Origin of the sequence: Sinomicrobium pectinilyticum (genome assembly GCF_003725735.1) — a bacterium.
Lineage (GTDB): Bacteria > Bacteroidota > Bacteroidia > Flavobacteriales > Flavobacteriaceae > Sinomicrobium > Sinomicrobium pectinilyticum.
Genome location: NZ_RJTM01000086.1, coordinates 38,253 through 57,422 on the forward strand (window position 1 = coordinate 38,253; position 19,170 = coordinate 57,422).

Annotated in this window: 20 protein-coding genes; 3 read left to right on the forward strand and 17 right to left on the reverse strand. The window is 44.7% G+C overall.

The annotated features are described in order from the left end of the window. Positions 1–14: 14 nt before the first annotated feature. Complete coding sequence (gene lgt / locus ED312_RS12280) at positions 15–845, reverse strand: prolipoprotein diacylglyceryl transferase (protein WP_123216315.1); 831 nt, start codon at positions 843–845, stop codon at positions 15–17. A 157-nt stretch (positions 846–1,002) separates the two neighbouring features. Here lgt and ED312_RS12285 point away from each other — a divergent pair, with 157 nt between their 5' ends. Together ED312_RS12285 and ED312_RS12290 are read left to right on the forward strand one after the other, a co-directional pair. Next, the gene (locus ED312_RS12285) at positions 1,003–1,860 is read left to right on the forward strand and encodes a sigma-70 family RNA polymerase sigma factor (RefSeq protein WP_206363253.1); all 858 of its coding nucleotides are present in this window, start codon (positions 1,003–1,005) and stop codon (positions 1,858–1,860) included. 59 nt (positions 1,861–1,919) lie between these two features. After that, positions 1,920–2,372 carry a carboxymuconolactone decarboxylase family protein gene (locus ED312_RS12290; protein WP_123216316.1) on the forward strand — a complete coding sequence of 151 codons (453 nt, stop codon included), beginning with the start codon at positions 1,920–1,922 and terminating at the stop codon, positions 2,370–2,372. 161 nt (positions 2,373–2,533) lie between these two features. Here the strand turns inward: ED312_RS12290 and yidD are convergent, their stop codons facing one another. From yidD to ED312_RS12315, 5 genes are all read right to left on the reverse strand, one after another. After that, positions 2,534–2,779 (reverse strand): membrane protein insertion efficiency factor YidD, encoded by a 246-nt coding sequence (gene yidD / locus ED312_RS12295; protein ID WP_123216317.1) that lies wholly within the window; start codon positions 2,777–2,779, stop codon positions 2,534–2,536. Positions 2,780–2,808: 29 nt separating this feature from the next. Next, positions 2,809–4,296, reverse strand: coding sequence for a cysteine--tRNA ligase (cysS, locus tag ED312_RS12300; RefSeq protein WP_123216318.1), 1,488 nt, complete (start codon positions 4,294–4,296; stop codon positions 2,809–2,811). Between the two features lie 28 nt (positions 4,297–4,324). Continuing rightward, a complete protein-coding gene (gene folE, locus ED312_RS12305; protein WP_123216319.1) occupies positions 4,325–5,005 on the reverse strand; it encodes a GTP cyclohydrolase I FolE in 681 nt (226 codons plus the stop codon). Between the two features lie 314 nt (positions 5,006–5,319). Continuing rightward, a complete protein-coding gene (locus tag ED312_RS12310) occupies positions 5,320–6,840 on the reverse strand; it encodes an OmpP1/FadL family transporter (RefSeq protein ID WP_123216350.1) in 1,521 nt (506 codons plus the stop codon). A gap of 116 nt (positions 6,841–6,956) precedes the next feature. Continuing rightward, a complete protein-coding gene (locus ED312_RS12315; RefSeq protein WP_148044282.1) occupies positions 6,957–8,081 on the reverse strand; it encodes a hypothetical protein in 1,125 nt (374 codons plus the stop codon). 97 nt (positions 8,082–8,178) lie between these two features. Between ED312_RS12315 and proS the strand changes: the two genes are divergently transcribed. Beyond that, positions 8,179–9,654 carry a proline--tRNA ligase gene (gene proS, locus ED312_RS12320; protein WP_123216321.1) on the forward strand — a complete coding sequence of 492 codons (1,476 nt, stop codon included), beginning with the start codon at positions 8,179–8,181 and terminating at the stop codon, positions 9,652–9,654. A 64-nt stretch (positions 9,655–9,718) separates the two neighbouring features. On the opposite strand, the gene ED312_RS12325 is transcribed toward proS, so the two are convergent. From ED312_RS12325 to ED312_RS12380, 11 genes are all read right to left on the reverse strand, one after another. Further along, a complete protein-coding gene (locus tag ED312_RS12325; protein ID WP_123216322.1) occupies positions 9,719–9,856 on the reverse strand; it encodes a 30S ribosomal protein THX in 138 nt (45 codons plus the stop codon). A 356-nt stretch (positions 9,857–10,212) separates the two neighbouring features. Further along, a complete protein-coding gene (gene trpA / locus ED312_RS12330) occupies positions 10,213–10,980 on the reverse strand; it encodes a tryptophan synthase subunit alpha (RefSeq protein WP_123216323.1) in 768 nt (255 codons plus the stop codon). A gap of 34 nt (positions 10,981–11,014) precedes the next feature. Continuing rightward, positions 11,015–12,247: a tryptophan synthase subunit beta gene (gene trpB, locus ED312_RS12335; RefSeq protein WP_123216324.1), complete on the reverse strand. Its 1,233-nt coding sequence runs from the start codon at positions 12,245–12,247 to the stop codon at positions 11,015–11,017. Continuing rightward, positions 12,232–12,861: a phosphoribosylanthranilate isomerase gene (locus ED312_RS12340; protein ID WP_123216351.1), complete on the reverse strand. Its 630-nt coding sequence runs from the start codon at positions 12,859–12,861 to the stop codon at positions 12,232–12,234. Before ED312_RS12340 ends, trpB begins: the two co-directional genes overlap by 16 nt. A gap of 57 nt (positions 12,862–12,918) precedes the next feature. After that, on the reverse strand, positions 12,919–13,707 hold the full coding sequence (trpC, locus tag ED312_RS12345; protein WP_123216325.1) for an indole-3-glycerol phosphate synthase TrpC: 789 nt from the start codon (positions 13,705–13,707) through the stop codon (positions 12,919–12,921). Positions 13,708–13,981: 274 nt separating this feature from the next. Next, a complete protein-coding gene (gene trpD / locus ED312_RS12355; RefSeq protein WP_123216327.1) occupies positions 13,982–14,974 on the reverse strand; it encodes an anthranilate phosphoribosyltransferase in 993 nt (330 codons plus the stop codon). Between the two features lie 104 nt (positions 14,975–15,078). Further along, positions 15,079–15,657 carry an anthranilate synthase component II gene (locus tag ED312_RS12360; protein ID WP_123216328.1) on the reverse strand — a complete coding sequence of 193 codons (579 nt, stop codon included), beginning with the start codon at positions 15,655–15,657 and terminating at the stop codon, positions 15,079–15,081. A 31-nt stretch (positions 15,658–15,688) separates the two neighbouring features. Continuing rightward, a complete protein-coding gene (locus ED312_RS12365; RefSeq protein WP_123216329.1) occupies positions 15,689–17,083 on the reverse strand; it encodes an anthranilate synthase component I family protein in 1,395 nt (464 codons plus the stop codon). A gap of 310 nt (positions 17,084–17,393) precedes the next feature. After that, the gene (locus ED312_RS12370) at positions 17,394–17,972 is read right to left on the reverse strand and encodes a YceI family protein (RefSeq protein WP_123216330.1); all 579 of its coding nucleotides are present in this window, start codon (positions 17,970–17,972) and stop codon (positions 17,394–17,396) included. 45 nt (positions 17,973–18,017) lie between these two features. Beyond that, entirely contained in the window at positions 18,018–18,650 is a 633-nt protein-coding gene (locus ED312_RS12375) for an NAD(P)H-dependent oxidoreductase (protein ID WP_123216331.1), read from the reverse strand. A 34-nt stretch (positions 18,651–18,684) separates the two neighbouring features. Continuing rightward, a complete protein-coding gene (locus ED312_RS12380; protein WP_123216332.1) occupies positions 18,685–19,134 on the reverse strand; it encodes a MarR family winged helix-turn-helix transcriptional regulator in 450 nt (149 codons plus the stop codon). Positions 19,135–19,170: the final 36 nt, after the last annotated feature.

Genomic DNA, 19,170 nt, shown 5'->3' on the forward strand with positions numbered 1-19,170 from the left:
TCTTGTATTGGGGTTTATGGATTAGCTGTTTTTTCGGAATTCCTGCTCCTATATATGAGGTAGAATCCTATGAGAATGAACGGAATGCTCAGCCATTGCCCCATATTCAGTGAAAGCTGGTCTTCGAAGGCAACCTGGTTTTCTTTAAAGAACTCTACGATAAACCGTACGGTCCAGAGAAGAACAAGGAACAATCCGAAGATATAACCGAGGTGCTTTCTCTTATCTGTTTTCCAGTAAGTATACCAGAGTACCAGAAATACGATGATGTACCCGGCAGCTTCATATAACTGGGAAGGATGACGGGGAAATGTCTCCCCGAGTTTCTGGAAAACCACCCCGTAATCACTATTGGTAGGCTTGCCGATAATTTCGGAGTTCATAAAATTCCCGAGACGTACAAAAACACCACCGCAGGCAACCGGAATAACCACACGGTCCAGTATCCATAAAACAGGTTTGTGGATAACTTTTTTACTGTAATAATACATGGCAATAATAATACCGATAGCGGCACCGTGACTTGCCAGTCCCCGAAAGCCTACAATACGGAATTTCGGGCTGAACTCTACGGGGAGAAATATATGAAGCGGGTCTTTGATGAACATTTCGGGTTCATAAAAGAGGAAATGCCCCAGTCTGGCGCCGATCAACGTAGCAAGGACGGTATAGATGAACAAAGAGTCCAGTTCTTTTACGGTAAGACCTTCCCGCAGGTATATTTTTTTCATCAGGAACCATCCGAGGACAAAGGCGACTACAAACATCAGGCTGTAAAATCGCAGCATAAAAAAACCGAGATCAATACCTTCGCTCGGATTCCAGTTTATACTTAAAAGATGCATGGTTTTTTATTTTGTAGGTGTAAATATAGGGAAACCCGGGCGAAATGAATACAAACGAAAAACTAAATTAAATGTATTATCTTAACAAAAATAATGTCACGTATGGTTTTACTTGATTGTCCGGATATATTGAGCTTTAATTAGTGCTAAGACTAAGATGGTAATAGAAACTTACAGACCTTTATTGGAAACATATGCTTATAACATCCTCGGTTCGTATGAAGATGCGAAAGATGTAGTTCAGGATGTGTGGCTGAAGCAACTGGAAAAACCGGTTGAGGACATGGAAAATCCCCGGGCGTACCTCGTCCGGTCGGTGATCAATCACGCTATTAATGTGAAAAAGCGGCAACATAAATTTCGTAAGGATTATCCGGGAAACTGGTTGCCGGAGCCGATAGCCACAGACCGGGCGGATATATTTCTGGAACGCCGGGAGATACTGTCGTATTCCCTGATGGTTTTGATGGAGCGGCTCACCCCTAAGGAGAGGGGGGTATTTATCCTGAAGGAAGCTTATAATTACTCGCACAAAGAAATCGCCGAAACGCTGGATATTTCCATAGATAATTCAAGGCAGCTTTACCGGAGGGGAAAAGACAAACTCCGGGGGGAAGAAGTTTTTACGGAAAAGGATACGCAAAACCCGGAGCAACTGGAGCAATTGCTTTTTGCCATACAAAACGGGGAAATGGCCGATCTGGAAGTACTGCTGCATAAGGATATCAGTATAACTTCGGATGGCGGAGGTAAAGTTTCCGCTGCTTTGAATGTAGTATCGGGTACAAAGAGTGCTTCGAAATTTCTCTTCGGAATATTCAGGAAATTTTACGAAAATGTACCGGAGGTCACTATTGCCATTTCCGAGGTTAATAACCGGCCGGCCCTGTTTTATTCTTATGAAAACAAGGTAGTTAATTGTATGTTTCTGGATATGAAAGAAGGAAAAATAGCGAATGTTTATTTTGTCCGTAACCCCGAGAAACTAAAAAATCTCCGGAAAAATAATATTTGATGTCACGTTTCTTTCCGTTCGTTTGTCTATGGTATATATAACTTAAAAAAACAAATGTCATGGAAAGAATCAGCTATGGGGAATTGCCCAAAGGAATGTACCAGGTATTGGTGGAGGTCGAGAATTACATACACCGGAGCGGACTGGATCTGCGATTGGTGGAACTATTGAAATACCGTGTATCTCAACTCAACCACTGTGCTTACTGCCTGGATATGCATTATAAAGAAGCGCTGCATATGGGAGAAGAACCTTTACGGTTGTATTCTGTTGCAGCCTGGAGGGAATGCCCGTATTACTCGGAACAAGAACGTGCGGCACTGGAATTTGCGGAAGCTCTTACGGATTTGCCGCACGAGCATATTGATGATGCCCTATTTGAAAATATGCAACGCTTTTTCAACAAACAGGAAATATCCCTTCTTACACTGGTCATAGCCCAGATAAATACCTGGAACCGTATTCAACAGGTGGTACGGACCAAACCGGGTGAGTACAAGGTAAGAGGTTAAAAAGATTCAGGGAACTCAGCCCAGCGGTAAAAGAGAGACGAGAATTTTTATTGTCGTTTCTCTTTTCTGTTCAATATGTAAAATGAATGATGCGGAAAAAATGAGTTACCGGAACTTTCCGGGCGAAATGCGGGATGTAAACACCGGGATTTTAAGATATCTCAGTTCTCCTCTTTTTCTGGAACCGGATCATAACCGGAACCTCCCCAGGGGTGACAACTGAATATCCTCTTTATGGCAAGCCTTCCGCCTTTTATCAGTCCGTGCTTTTGAAGGGCTTCTACCGTATAATGTGAGCAGGTAGGCGTATACCTGCAGGTGGCGGGAGTTAAAGGCGAAATAAGGTACTGGTATATTTTTACTAAAAATATAAACGGGTAGGCGAGTATTTTCAGTAAAAATTTCATGCGTATACGGATTTCCGGGCTTCGGGTTATCAGGAGACGGAGAAAGTAGTCCCTTCTTTCCCGTCTTTTAACTGTATTCCCATAGCCGCGAGTTCATCTCTTATTTTGTCGGATGTGGCGAAGTCTTTATTGGCCCTGGCTTCGGCGCGGAGATTGATGAGCAGTTCTACCACTCCGGAAAGCTTATCGGCCCCGTTTTCTTCGGAAACCGTTATGTCGACCAAGCCAAGGACATCAAAAACAAAAGCGTGGACCGTGTTTTTAAGGGATGCCAGGTCCTCTTCCGATATTCCGGCTTTTCCTTCTTTTGCCTGGTTGACGAATCTGACCATGTCGAACAGGTTGGCAATGAGTACCGGGCTGTTAAAGTCGTCATTCATGGCATCGTAGCACTTCTGTTGCCATTGGGCCATATCAATGCCGGACGTTTCCGGAGAAACGGGGAGTTCTTCCAGGAGGTGAATGGCTTCCATGAGCCTGTTAAACCCTTTTTCCGAAGCGATGAGTGCATCGTTGCTGAAGTCCAGTACACTACGGTAATGGGCCTGCAATATAAAGAACCGCACAACTGCCGGTGAAAAAGGCTTGCTCAATATGTCGTTGTCCCCGGTAAAAATCTGGTTGGGTAGTATGTTGTTCCCGGTGGATTTAGCCATTTTTTTACCGTTCAGTGTAAGCATATTGGCATGCATCCAGTAATTTACGGGAGAGTGCCCGTTACAGGCTTCGGCCTGTGCTATTTCACATTCGTGATGTGGGAATTTCAAGTCCATTCCGCCCCCGTGAATATCAAATTTTTCCCCGAGATATTTGGTGCTCATTGCGGTACATTCCAGGTGCCAGCCGGGAAAACCATCGCTCCACGGGGAAGGCCAGCGCATGATGTGCTGGGGCTCCGCTTTTTTCCACAAGGCAAAGTCCTGAGGGTTTTTCTTGTCGCTCTGGCCGTCCAGTTCACGGGTATTGTGGATGAGGTCCTCAATATTCCGCCCGCTTAATTTTCCGTATTTGGTACTTTTGTTGAATTTTATCACATCAAAATAGACCGATCCGTTGACTTCGTAGGCAAACCCTTTATCCAGAATTTCCCGGATAATATCTATCTGCTCGATAATATGCCCGGTGGCTGTAGGTTCTATACTGGGCGGGAGATTGTTGAAGCGGTTGAGTGTGTTGTGAAAATCCACGGTATAACGCTGTACTACTTCCATCGGCTCGATCTGCTCCAGACGCGCTTTTTTGGCAATGCGGTCTTCTCCTTCGTCCGCATCGTTTTCAAGGTGGCCGGCATCGGTAATGTTCCGCACGTAGCGCACTTTGTAACCGAGATGTTTCAGATAGCGGAAAATCAGGTCAAAGGAGATAAAAGTCCTGCAGTTCCCCAGGTGTACGTAATTGTATACCGTGGGGCCGCAGACATACATGCCTACATGGCTTTCGTTAATGGGTTCGAATATCTCTTTGTTTCCTGTAAGTGAGTTATAGATCTTCAGCTTTTGATTTTGGTACAGTTGCATTCTCGGTTACTTGAATTTTGGGCTATAATTAAAATTCGGTTTCTAATTTGATGTAATCCAGAAATTCTCTTCTTACGGCCGGATCTTTGAATTTACCCCCGAACTCTGCTGTTACCGTACTGCTTTCTATATCGCGTATTCCTCTGGAATTCACACACAGGTGTTTGGCATCTATCACACAGGCAACATCTTTGGTGCCGAGTGCCTTTTGTAATTCCTGTACGATCTGCATGGTCATCCTTTCCTGTACCTGGGGCCGCTTGGCATAGTAGTCTACAATCCGGTTCATCTTGGAAAGGCCTATGACATTTCCTTTGGATATATAGGCTACGTGGGCCCTCCCTACGATGGGTAATAAATGGTGCTCACAGGTGGAATAAACGGTGATATTCTTTTCCACGAGCATTTCGCCGTATTTGTATTTGTTCTGAAAAGTGGATGCTTTGGGTTTTCTTTCCGGGTGGAGTCCGCCAAATATCTCCTTTACAAACATTTTGGCCACTCTTCTCGGTGTCCCTCTGAGGCTGTCATCCGTAAGGTCCAGTCCCAGGGTTTCCATAATGTTATATACGTCCTGTTGTATTTTTTCTATTTTTTCATCGTCAGACAGATCAAAAGCATCTTCCCTCAAAGGCGTGTCTGCGGATGATGAAACATGGTTGTCACCGATCTCTTCAAAATGTTCTTCCAAGGCTTTGTCTATTTTCATCGTTTCGGAATTTATATGTTCCTGAAAACAAACGCATAATTCTGTTTTTATATGCTTGTTTGTGTTTTGCTACTATGTCGCAAATATAAGGTTTTTGTGACAGGCATTCTTCACACTACGGCAAGAAAATTGTCTTTCAAAAACCTCCATGCTCCTCCGAAGCAAAAGGAAAGGCAAAGATAGTTATTTATACAGGACAATTTATTTTTTGAAGTATAGATAATGATAATGGTTCTATAACTTTAATTTACTTTTAACGGAATGTCTTATCCTTCCCGGTGGGTCATTCATACCGGGAAGGATAAAAAAATCTCCTAAAGATTGAATGTGAGCGACAGCGTTACGTTGGTATTTCTGTTCTCAATGTCTGCCGCGGAGGTAAGTCCGGTTTCATATAACTGCGACTTGTAATCTCTCATAAACTGATTAAAGGCGGCATCCAGCCTGGCTGCACCGAAATCATACCCCAGTCCGAAGGAATAGCCATTGAGATCTCCCATCATATCGTTGTCATAAGGACTTTGCTCATAGAGGTAACCCGCACGCAGGCTGAATTGCCGTATCCTGTACTCGCCGCCTAGCCGAACGGTAGATACGGCTTGCAGAACATCGCTCATATAATCATTTTCTGCTGCGAAATCCGGATTTGATGTGGGTTTCAGCTTGGCATTGCTCATATCCTGGTAACTGTAATCCAGGCTTATGAGTCCCTGTTTCCCGAAAACGACAGCCATACTACCGGTGTATTTGGCCGGGATCTGTATTTTGTGATCGGGGAAGACACTTACAAGGTTGAAGTTAATAAATTCGATATCCGGATTTTGTTCTAATGCCTGATCTGTGATGATACGTTGCGAGAGTTCATCAGTTAACCTGTACCAGGTAGGCGATTGGTATGTTAATCCCACTCTTACCATTTCCCCTACACGTGCAATCCCCCCTAAAGAAAAGGAGAAACCGTTTCCGTCAGTACGAAGAAGGTTGTCAAAATTTATGTATTCCAGGTTACTTCCGGGGCCATAACCATCCTCATCCAGTTGGGTGTATTTTTCGTATCGAACATCGTGGAAGTTGAGGGATGCCCCCAGGTAGAAATCTTCCAGGTATTGTCCTGCAAAGTTAACGGTGAATTTATTATTGTACCCGGAAGTACTTTGAAGGAAACGTTGACTGACAGTATTATAGTTAACATTGGAGACGTATTCTGTATTGCTATTTATATCCTGCACCGGATCAGTTATATATGCCTGGTAGCCTAAAAATGCCTGTTGGGGAACAAAACCCAGGTTTGGATCGGAAAAAATATTCAGATATGCCTCTTCTATTACCTCGTTTGATCCGACACCTAGAACGCCAAGAGGAACTCCTTGGGAAAACGTTAGAAAATATTGATCTATAGAAGTATCTCCATGACCTGCGGCCAGGAATTCGTTTTCGAAGTTGTTTGCTTTCTCAAAATTAAAAGCCAGGGAAAATTTTCGCCATCCCGCATTGTTTTTTGTATTGTGGAAAACCAGTACGCCTCCCAGCTGGTTGAGGTCGAAGTCGGAAACATCGGTAGAGGTCCGTCCCCCGAAATAATTGGTTTTATTCTTTGTGTTATAACTGGTACCGGAGATGGTAAGGCTCCCGTTGGTAAAGACAGCCGATCCGGCGGGATTGGTATTCAAAGCGGAAAGGTCTCCTCCCAGGGCACCGAATGCGCCGCTCATGGATTGATACCTTGCCGTACCCTGCAAATTCTCCGATCCGTATCGTAATACGTCGTTAATGGTCTGTGCCTTTGCCTGTGTAGCAGCACCAAAGATTACAAGTATTGCCAGTATTTTTTTCATGAGAATTCTTTTTGATAAAAAACAATATGTTTGTTCCAGGTAAAAAATAACCATGATATTGGGGTATATCATGATTATTTTTCTGCTTTTGCAATGATGAATACGTTGTTATGTTCCTAGCCTCTTCCCCGGCCGCCACCTCTGGATGAAGAAGAGCGCGTGGCTCCTCCCGAGGATCTCGACGGTGAAGAAGAACGCATAGAGGATCCGCTGGACCTTGTAGATCGCGCAGGTGTGCTGTAGGACCTCCTTGTAGTAGAGGAAGAGCGTGTGGCCCTTGTCGGCGTAGACCGGCTACGGCTATTATAGTTAGGGTTGCTGCTTCTGTATGTTCTTCTGTTGGTGCCGCTTCTGTTGGCATCTACATTAGAACTGTTCCTGTATGTCCTTCGGCCGGTACTGTTTCTGTCCGTACCCACATTGGCACTGTTACGATATGTTCTTCTGCTGGTGCTGCTTCTGTTTGTTCCCACATCAGCACTGTTCCGGTACGATCTCCTGTTTGTAGAAGAATTTCTGTAGGAAGATGAATTTCTTCTGCTTGTACTGGCGATGTTGCTCCGGTTATAATATCTCCTGGAATTGGTGTAGGCATAGGTTCTTCTGGGATAGTTATAGTAGTATGGACGATGGTAATAGTACCCGGGATATCCGCCCCAATAACTCCAACCGAGACCCCAGCCCCAGCCGGCACCATACCAGCCACCGCCCCATCCGGGACCGTACCAGCCACCCCATCCGGCGCCCCAGTAGGGATCATACCAGCCCATTCCCCATCCGGGACCGTACCAGCCGCCCCATCCGGCTCCATACCAGTTACCCCATCCCCAGGAATTATTATAAATATTCACTGAAGTGGATTGCGGATTATCACCCCATCCGGGATATCCGCCCTGGTAATTGTAGTTATAATTATCGGCTACGATATCTGTCGAATCGTTTACCTCATTACTGGAATAGGAATCGATATCCGTAAATATATAGTCATTGCTGGTTATCTGCTCGAATTGCTCGGACTGTCTTGCGAAGTAAGCCTCGTAATTCGAAGAAGGCGAAGATTGTGCAGCCCTGTTGTTCTGCGGCCTTTCGCTATAGCTGTAATCAGTGGCATCTCCGTAAATGCCATCGGAGTCGTAATACGAAGCCTGCTGATAAGAACCGCAGGAAACGAGCAAAACTCCGGCTACTGCACTGGTCAGTAGAAAACGGATTTTTTTAATATGTTTTAAAGTATTCATCATTGCAAAATTTTATTGTTGAACATAACAAAAATAGTTAGTTTTGCCAAACTATTTTCTACTTTAACAAAAGCGCAATATTTGTGCCAAACTTCTGATAATGGGTAAGAACTTAACAAAACGAAGCGAAGACTATTCCAAATGGTATAACGAACTGGTGGTAAAGGCAGATCTTGCTGAAAACTCGGGGGTAAGGGGATGTATGGTGATAAAGCCCTATGGCTATGCCATATGGGAAAAAATGCAGGCCGAACTGGACCGTATGTTTAAGGAAACGGGACATCAGAATGCTTATTTTCCGCTTTTCATACCAAAATCCTACCTCAGTAAGGAGGCCGACCACGTAGAAGGTTTTGCAAAGGAATGTGCCGTAGTAACCCATTATCGCCTCAAGAATGCGGAAGACGGAAGCGGAGTCATAGTAGACCCGGATGCCAAGCTGGAAGAAGAACTTATTGTCCGCCCGACATCCGAGACCATTATCTGGGATACGTACCGGAAATGGATACAGTCTTATCGCGATTTGCCCTTACTGGTAAACCAGTGGGCTAATGTAGTGCGGTGGGAAATGCGCACGCGACTGTTCCTGCGTACGGCAGAATTTTTATGGCAGGAAGGGCATACGGCCCACGCTACCCGCGAAGAAGCGGTTGCAGAAGCAGAACAAATGATGCACGTATATGCGGATTTTGCTGAAAATTTTATGGCAATGCCGGTAATTAAGGGGGTGAAGTCGGAAAGTGAGCGTTTTGCCGGAGCAGTAGAGACTTATTGTATTGAAGCCTTAATGCAGGATGGCAAGGCATTACAGGCCGGGACATCCCATTTCCTGGGGCAGAATTTTGCCAGGGCATTTGATGTGAAATTTGCTAATAAAGAAGGAAAGCAGGATTATGTTTGGGCCACTTCTTGGGGGGTATCTACCCGTCTTATGGGAGCTTTGATCATGACACATAGCGATGATAACGGTCTTGTGTTACCTCCTAAACTGGCACCTATACAGGTTGTAATCGTGCCTATATACAAAGGAGAAGAACAACTGAGTGCCATTTCGGAAAAGGTAGCACCTCTTGTACGCGAATTACGCAGTAAGGGGATTTCGGTAAAATACGATAACCGGGACACACATAAACCGGGATGGAAATTTAACGAATACGAATTGAAAGGGGTTCCGGTCCGTCTGGCCATCGGCCAGCGCGATATGGAGAACGGTACTTATGAAGTGGCACGTCGGGATACCCTGGAAAAAGAAACGGTACATGAAGATGATGTAGTGTCCAGGATAGAAAACCTTCTGGAAGATATTCAGCAACGGATATACCAAAAGGCTCTTGAACATCGGAGGACTCATATTACCGAGGTCAATTCTTTCGAGGAATTCAAAGAGGTACTGGAAAGCAAGGGAGGGTTCCTCTCTGCGCATTGGGATGGTACCGCGGAAACGGAAGATACCATCAAAGAACTGACCAAGGCAACGATCCGCTGCATCCCGCTGGATGCTGAAGAGGAAGAAGGTAAGTGTATATACAGTGGCAAACCTTCGGGAAGAAGGGTATTGTTTGCCAAAGCATATTAACCGTATTAAACGAAAGAGGCACACCTGTAGGTACGCCTCTTTCCAAATACTTTACCGCTAACGTTTATTTGTCCGCATCATTGACGGTCTCGCCTTTGACATGCTTAGGGCGGACCTTGAATTTTCGACGCTTGGGGCGTAATTTTCCGTAAGACCCCATGATTATTTTACCTCTTTTCGTTTTTTTGTCTCCTTTTCCCATATTTTAATCATTTGGTTAAACTTCGTCACAAGTTAATAAATTATGATTAAACGGCTAAATGTATGGAGGTTTTGCCCGGAATAAACGTATCACAAAATATAACAAGTTTTGTTTCTATGTTTAATACCCGAAGTTGCAGGTTGCAGTTGGCTGAGCCAAAACGAAGGCGGCTGAGTGCCCCGGACTCCGATCGGGATGTATCGAAGCCCGGGATTCACGGATATATAATATATTGGTCATTTTACAGTGATTCGTATACCCGTGGTTAAACAGACATCCGGTGTACTCCGCAACGTCTAAACTTTTTATCACCCTTAGATTTTCGGAGTATAATACATTTGCCCCGGATCGACCTGCTACCGGATAGAATTTACGAATTCCGGTATCCGTTCTTTTCCTTTCTCATTCAGGAACTTTATGAATGCAGAACCGATAATAGCCCCTTTGGCCAGTTCTGTGGCAGCCAGGAATGTGTCTTCATTACTGATACCAAAACCTACGATCTGCGGGTTTTTTAACCGGAGGTTGTGAATGCGTTCGAAATATTGCTTCTGAATGGCCCCGAAAGTATTCTTTGCCCCGGTTACACTTGCAGAGCTTACCATATAAATAAAGCCATCCGAAACCGAATCGATAAACCGTACCCGTTCGTTGGGGGTTTGCGGGGTAATGAGAAATATATTGGCCAGGCCATATTTTTCAAACAGGCTTTTGTATTCCTCCTCATAAACGTCTACCGGAAGATCGGGAATGATCAGGCCGTCTATCCCTGTTTCCGCACATCTGGAACAGAAATTCTCTACCCCGTATTGCATTATGGGGTTGAAGTATCCCATAATAATAAGAGGGATATGCACTGTCTCACGAATATTTTCCAGTTGTTTGAAAAGCCTGGTTGTGGTCATACCGTTTTTCAGGGCGCGGGTAGAACTTTCCTGTATGGTGGGACCATCGGCCAGGGGATCGCTGAAAGGGAGCCCTATTTCTATCATATCCACCCCGCTCTCCTGAAGGTTTTCTATAATGGGAACGGTATCTTCAAGATCGGGATAACCTGCAGTAAAGTATATGGACAGGATTTTTTTATCTTCCCGTAACTTTTGATGTATCCTGTTTGTCGTCATGTTTTTCTGATTAATTGTCTGTATTTTTTTGAGATTATAACCCGAAATGGTCGATATACGTATTGAGATCTTTGTCCCCTCTTCCGGAGAGAGCTACCACCACGATATTGTCCTTCTCAAACCTGGTGTTCTCGAAAATGGCAAGGGCGTGACTGGATTCTATGGCAGGAATGATACCTTCCAGTTTGCACAGTTCCAGTCCGGCTTTCATAGCCTCGTCGTCAGTGATGGATTTAAAAGTTGCCCTTCCCGAAGTATAGAGATGGGAATGCATAGGCCCTACACCAGGATAGTCCAGTCCGGCGGAAATAGAATAGGGTTCGGTAATTTGTCCGTCATCGGTTTGCATAAGCAGGGTTTTACACCCGTGAATGATGCCTTTATGACCCAATACGGAAGTTGCCGCGCTTTCACCGGAATCTATACCTTTACCGGCAGCTTCTACGGCAATAATACCTACTTCTTCTTTGTCCAGGAAATGGTAAAAAGTACCGGCGGCATTACTGCCACCTCCTATACAGGCCACAACATAATCCGGATTTTCCCGTCCTTCTTTTTCCTTTAACTGAATCCTGATCTCTTCGGAAATAACACTTTGAAAGCGGGTAACCATATCCGGATACGGATGCGGGCCTATAGCCGATCCTATAATATAATGTGTGTCTACCGGGTTGTTTATCCAGTCGCGGATAGCTTCGTTGGTCGCATCTTTAAGGGTGCGGCTACCGGAAAGTGCCGGGCGTACTTCGGCCCCGAGCATTTTCATGCGCGCCACGTTAGGTGCCTGGCGCGCTATATCTATTTCGCCCATGTACACTACGCATTCCATGCCCATAAGCGCACATACTGTGGCAGTAGCTACCCCATGTTGCCCGGCCCCGGTCTCTGCAATGATCCTGTTTTTGCCGAGGCGTCTGGCCATGAGTATCTGGCCAATGGTGTTGTTGATCTTATGCGCTCCCGTGTGATTGAGGTCTTCCCGTTTCAGGTATATCCTGGTACCGTATTTTTCGGACATCCGTTTTGCGAAATAAAGGGGAGAAGGCCGCCCTACATAATCTTTCAAAAGCTGGTTAAACTCTTCCTTAAACGAAGGATCACTCATTACTTCCAGGTACTTCTGGCGGAGTTGCTCTACATTGGGGTAGAGCATTTCCGGGATAAATGCCCCTCCGAACTCGCCGTAATAACCTTTTTCACTCACGTGATAGGAGCCCGATCCCGCAGCTCCACCGATAGGAACAGCAGTTTTTACTGGTGTTGACATAGTATTTTTGATTTAAATTCTTTTAATTTTTCGGTGTTTTTGGACCCGGGTTCCGTTTCAAACCTGCTGTTCACATCAATAGCGTAACAGAGGGCGGATACGTTGCGGTATTCCTGATTATGGAGAAAGTCCTGAACTTTCTCCGTTTCTTTCGGACCTATTCCGCCACTCAGAAAATAGGGTTTCCCGGACGGATAATTTTTAAGAAGTTTCCAGTCAAAGGTGTAACCGTTACCTCCCGGCTGTTTTCCTTTGGTATCGAAAAGGAAATAATCTGCGGTGTTTTCAAAAGGAAGAAGTTGCGCGAAATCGAATTCGTCCTTTACGGAGAACACTTTGATGATTTCTATACGGGGTAAGGCATCCCGGAGTTCCCTGCAAAATTCTGCCGTTTCCCCGCCATGTAATTGCACGGCGTGTAAATGGTAGCGGGTGACTTTTTCGATAATTTCTACAATGGAGGAGTTTACAAACACCCCCGTTTTTCGTATTGCTACCGGGAGATCATCCGGTATTTCTCCTTTAAAGTACCTCGGGGATTTCCCGTGAAAAATAAATCCCATGTAATCGGGATGCAGGCTTGCAACCGCCCGGATATTTTCCGGATATTTCATGCCGCAGACCTTTAGCCTAGGGATGTTGTAACCGGTATGTTGAATATTTTCTGCCATTTAGTTTTTCAGTTTCCCGATGAATATTTCCGCACTTTGTCCCGGGTTTTCGGTTTTCATAAAGTTTTCCCCTACCAGAAAGCCTTTGTAACCGTAATGTTGCAGGTCTTTAATTGTTTCCGGGTCGCTTATGCCGCTCTCGGATACTTTTACAAAATCGTCGGGAATAATGCCGGATAGTTGTTTACTGGTATCGATGCTTACTTCGAAGGTTTTCAGGTTCCGGTTGTTCACGCCGAGCATATCGAGGGTGGGCATAAGGGATTTATGCAATTCTTCTTCATTGTGCACTTCGAGGAGGACATCCAGGCTCAGGCTTTTGGCCAATTGAGAGAGGTTTTTTATTTCATCCCGCGATAATACTGCAGCTATAAGGAGTATGACATCTGCCCCGTGTGCTTTGGCTTCGAGAAGCTGATATTCGTCAATGATAAATTCCTTGCGCAATAAGGGGAATTTTGCCACGGCCCTGGCCTGCAGCAGATCTTCCAGAGAACCCCCGAAATACTTGCCGTCGGTAAGTACCGACATACCACAGGCACCTGCCTTTTCATATCCGCTAGCCACATCGGCAACACTAAGGCTTTGATTAATAACGGACCTGGACGGTGACCGTCTTTTGTGCTCGGCTATAATACCCGTATCGCTGTTTTTCAGGTTATATGCCAGGGAAACCGTATTGCGTCCGAAAAGCGCCGAAGATTCCAGCTGGGAAACCGGAACGATATTTTTTTTAAGTTCTGTTTCTTTGCGCTTATCGGCTATTATTTTGTCTAATATGTTAGACATGTGATTGTGATTTTTAGATGTTAATTAATGTTTTTGTACGATGACCGATGATGGGGAACGGTGTTCGGTACTGTGTTATCGCAAGCTGTTTTTACAGGCGATTAATTTGTTCATCGAGGAAAACGTTCAGAAAGTAATTGTATATTTTCTCCCAGATCCATAGCTTCCTGCCAGACAATTAATTTTTCAAATTTAAACTTAGCTTCCATTTTTTATGTAGTGTATCGGTTCGTCTAAATTAATTTTGCACCCGTCACCCGTCACCCGTCACCCGTCACCGACTAATCTCCTGTAATTTTTTAAGAGCGGTCAGGGCTTTTCCGGAGAAGAGGCTTTCCCGCGCTATTTCAAAACCTTCCTTCGGTTGCAGGTTTCTGACGGTGGCAATGGCCATCCCGGCGTTGGCGCATACGACATTGTTTTGAGCTTCCGTTCCTTTTCCACTTATGACATCCATAAAAATAGCTGCGGAGTCTTCTATGGTTTCTCCTCCCTTTATAGCCTCCCGGTCCAGTTGTTCCGTTCCGAAATCGGCCGGGGTCAGCATTTGTTCCGATTGGTTGCGAATGGCTTTTGCCGGACCGGTAAGCGATAGTTCGTCATAGCCGTCGAGGGCGTGAAGTATGGTGTAGTTTTTATCCGTATTCTGGTAAAGATATCCGTACATGCGTGCCAGTTCCAGGTTAAATACGCCCACCATCTGGTTCTTAGGGAAGGCCGGATTCACCATGGGGCCCAGCATATTGAAGAAAGTCTTCACTGCAAGTTCTTTGCGGATAGGCCCTACATTTTTCATGGCAGGGTGGAACAGGGGAGCGTGTAATACACAGATATTCGCCTCCCCGATAGACCGTTTCAGGAAATCAGGGTCATTGGAAAATTTAATACCGAGAAACTCCATTACATTGCTGGAGCCGCATTTGGAAGAAACCCCGTAATTGCCGTGTTTGGTAACGGGAATCCCGGCACCTGCGGTTATGAATGATGCCAATGTGGAAATATTGAAAGTGTCTTTACCATCGCCCCCGGTACCGCAGAGGTCAATGGCTTCGTAGCCGTTGAGGTCTACCGCGATACAAAGTTCAAGGAGGGCATCGCGAAAACCTTCCAGTTCTTCGACGGTAATACTCCGCATCATGTAGACGGTAAGAAAAGCGGCAATCTGGCTGGTGTTATAGGACCCTTTGGATATGTTGACCAGTACGTTCCTGGCCTCTTCCTTGGAGATGGTTTCGTGGTTTATAAGCCTGTTGAGTATTTCTTTCATTTTGAAAGGTTTTTTAGTTAAAACGTACAGTCGTACGTCTTTGTGTTAGTTGAGGTGTACGGCCGTACACCTTTACCTGTTAGTTAGAGAAGCAAAGCCTCTCTTTACGGAGTTGATTTCAGCCAGTTTTTAAGTATCCTTTTCCCGTCCGGAGTAAGTACCGACTCGGGGTGGTACTGTACGCCCTTCACATCGTATTCCCGGTGCCTGAGGGACATTACCTGCCCGTTTTCATCGAAAGATGTGGCTTCCAGTGAAGCGGGGAGTTCAGGATCAACGACCCAGGAGTGATAGCGCCCCGCTTCGATCTCCTGTTCGAGGCCTTCGAAGAGCGGTTCGTCCTTAACGGTTATTTTTACCTTAGTGGCCACACCGTGGTATACTTTGTTCAGGTTAATGATCTTTCCGCCGAACACTTCGCCTATGGCCTGTTGTCCGAGACATACGCCCAAGATGCTTTTGGTGGGGGCATACTTTTTGATAATTGCTTTTAAAAGTCCGGCTTCATCAGGAATTCCGGGGCCGGGGGAAAGGAGTATTTTGTCAAATGGTGCCGCTTCTTCCAGTTCGAGCTGGTCATTCCGCTTTACGGTAACTTCACAGCCCAGGTCTTCGAGATAGTGCACGAGGTTATATGTAAAACTGTCGTAATTATCTATAACCAGTATTTTTTGTGTTTTCATCGGTTCTTGTATTCTTATTAATAAGGACGGGTTAAATACTTTCGGCCAGGCTCATGGCTGTGTTGAGGGCTCCGAGTTTGTTATATACTTCCTGTAATTCGCTTTCGGCACTGGATTCGGAGACCACCCCGGCCCCGGCCTGGTAATGCAACCTGTGATTCTTACTGAGGAAGGTCCGTATCATAATGGCGTGATTAAAATTTCCTTCAAAATCCATAAAACCTATGGCGCCACCGTAAAAGTTACGGTTACAGTTCTCATACTTGTCTATCAATTGCATGGCCATGTGTTTGGGTGCCCCGCTGAGTGTTCCTGCCGGAAAGGTATCGGCCACTACCTGCATGGTAGATGCATGGTCGTGTAATTTTCCCGTGACCTTGGATACCAGGTGAATAACATGAGAGAAGAACTGTACTTCCCTGTAGGTCTCCACTTTAACTTCATGGCCGTGCCTGCTGAGGTCATTCCTTGCCAGGTCAACCAGCATAACATGCTCGGCATTTTCTTTGGCATCTTCGGCAAGCTGCCTGGCCAGGACGGTATCCTGTTCATCATTTCCCGTCCGCCGAAAGGTACCGGCTATGGGATGTATTTCCGCTTTTCTGTTCTTAACCACCAGTTGCGCTTCGGGGGAAGAACCGAATATCTTGAAGTTACCGTAGTCAAAGAAAAAGAGGTAAGGGGAAGGGTTTATGCTGCGGAGCGCGCGATATACATTAAATTCGTCTCCCTTAAATTCCTGGGAGAACCTTTTGGACAAGACCAGTTGAAATACATCTCCCCTGTAACAATGCTTTTTGGCATATTCCACACTTTTTTTGTATTCTTCATCCGTAAGGTTGGAAACCGCATCGCCTACTTTGGTAAAGTTGTAGGTAGCGAAATTTTTGGATTGAAGCAATTGTTCTATTTCGGGGATATTGTTGGCACCATCTGCACTGTGACAGAAAATATAAGCTTCGTTTTTGAAGTGATTGATGGCGATGATGTTTTGATATACGGCATAATAAATATCCGGGATATCCAAGGTTTCTTCTTTTTCCGAAATCTCGATATCCTCGAAATAGCGGACACCGTCGTAGGCAATATAACCGAACAGGCCCTTGTTGATGAACTTAAAGCCGTTGTCTTTGGATTTAAAGGCACTGGCAAAATTATGTATGGCCAGGGGTATATTGGTGTCCTCTCCTATAGAGGTTTGTGTTGTAGCCCCGTCCGGATATGATTCGGTGATGGTCCCTTTTTTTATTTCGATACTGGCTATAGGGTTACAGCATATATAGGAGAAACTGTTGTTGTTCGCATGATAATCGCTGCTTTCCAGCAAGAGACTGCCGGGATACCTGTCGCGTATTTTAAGGTAAACGCTTACCGGGGTTATGGTATCTGCGAGTATCTGTTTGTAATTTGTGGTCAGATGTATCATTATATTTTGAAATTAAAAGGTCCGGAAAACAAAAAAGGCCTGTCGTGATTGACAAGCCTTCTGTATTTTGATTTTAAAAATACTTTACAGGGGTCTAGCTCACGACGTTTCGACGTAAGTTGCTCCACCACCAAGTATTGTTTAAAATAGTATGCATTTTCTTTTATTTGGATACAAATATAGAAAGGAAAATGATAACTGCAAGTGGTAAAATGCTTTTATAACATTTTTTTTGTGTATCCTTATAAAAGGCTCCTTTCTGCCAAAAGGAGCCCGGATTCTTTATTATAGCTATTTTTTCCCGATCCGGTTAAAAGTTCAGGTCTACGACCAGGTCAAATTCGTCATAAATGGTTTTATCTCCCAGGTTGTCGAAAAAACTTCCGGAACCATAACGGACATCGTATTTGGACCGGTCTATCTTCAAAGCGCCTGTTGCTTTATTTCCGTAAACAGAAAGATCAAAAGTTACGGGATGCGTTTTTCCCTTAATGGTAAGATCGCCGGTAACTTTATAGGCATTTTTTCCGGAAGCTTTTACTTTCGTTATTATCAATTTGGAAGTCGGATGTGTTTCCACCCCAAAAAAATCGTCTGATTTCAGGTGACCATCCAGTTTGCTCCGGGAATCTCCTTCAAGGTCTGTACTGGTAAGAGAGGTCATATCTACCACGAATTCTCCTCCGGTAAGTTTATCCCCTTCAAAAATGAGAGAACCTTCTTTGAGACTTATAACACCTTCGTGAGATCCGGTTACTTTATAACCTTTCCAGGTAATTTTACTGGTGGTTACATCAACTTTTTTTTCTTCTTTATCTACGGGTGTAAAGGCGGTAGCACCTATAGCTATAACCAGGGTCAATGCTGCTTTTGCGAATTTGTTTTTCATGTTTTTCAGAAATTTGTGTTATGAGTTTGAACTTTTTATTTGTGATTATATGGAGGTAAATAATTCTTCCGACGGTTTTCTTACTTTCGGGAGATGCTGCATTTCATCTTCAGAAGAACGATAACCTATAGTGGCAATGACCGCGGCATTTAATCCTTTTTCTTTAAGTCCGAGTATCTTGTTGTACCCTTCGGCATCAAATCCTTCCATCGGGCAAGCGTCTATCTGAAGTTGGGCGGCGGAAGCCAGGAGATTTCCCAATGCTATGTATGCCTGTTTGGCAGCCCAGGTACTCTTTACTTCCTGCGGTAGTGATATGACCGAATTATTTATCATATTGCTGAAGCCTGAAAGACTTTCTACCGGGATGTTTCTCGTTTTACTGATGTTATTCATATATGCCTCGGTGTCTTTGGCGGTAACATCGGTCTTACTGGCAAAGACAATAAGGTGGGAGGCATCGGTTATCTGCGGTTGTCCCCAGGAAGCCTCTTTGAGTTGCCTGCGGATTTCCGGGTCTTCTATGACAAAGACTTCGTAGGGCTGCATACCATAGGAAGAAGCGGACAAACGGATGGCTTCTTTAAGGGTGTTGAGGTCTTCGGCTGATACTTTTGCGGACGGATCAAATTTCTTGGTCGCGTATCTCCAGTTCAATGATTCGATAATAGTGCTCATATTAAATTGAATTATATTTGGTTCTACATAATGTTTAACTTCGCATGGTGTCGAGCATCCGGTTGAAGGTTTCCAGCTGTTCTTCATCCAGTTTGTTTATGATCTTTTTTTCCACGTTGGCTACGGCAATATTCATTTCTTCCAGGAGGGCCATACCGTCTTTGGTTATAAAGATCTCAACCTTTCTCCTGTTTTGCGGGCATTGAGTTCTTTTTACAAGGCCTTTATCTATCAATTTGTCCACAATCCGGGTGGTATTGCTCATTTTGGCAATCATCCGTTCCTGTATGGTAGACAGGTTTGCAGGCTGTCCTTTTTGTCCCTTCAGTATCCGCAAGACATTAAATTGCGGTATAGAAATGTCATAAGGTTTGACCGCATCGGCAACTTTACCACTTATTTCGCTCGCCGTGTATATCAGGTTTATTATTGTCCTGGTATGGCTTTGCATATTTTGTGATTTGACAACTTCTTCAATTTTCATTGTTCATACAACATTTGTAGGTACAAATATAAATTT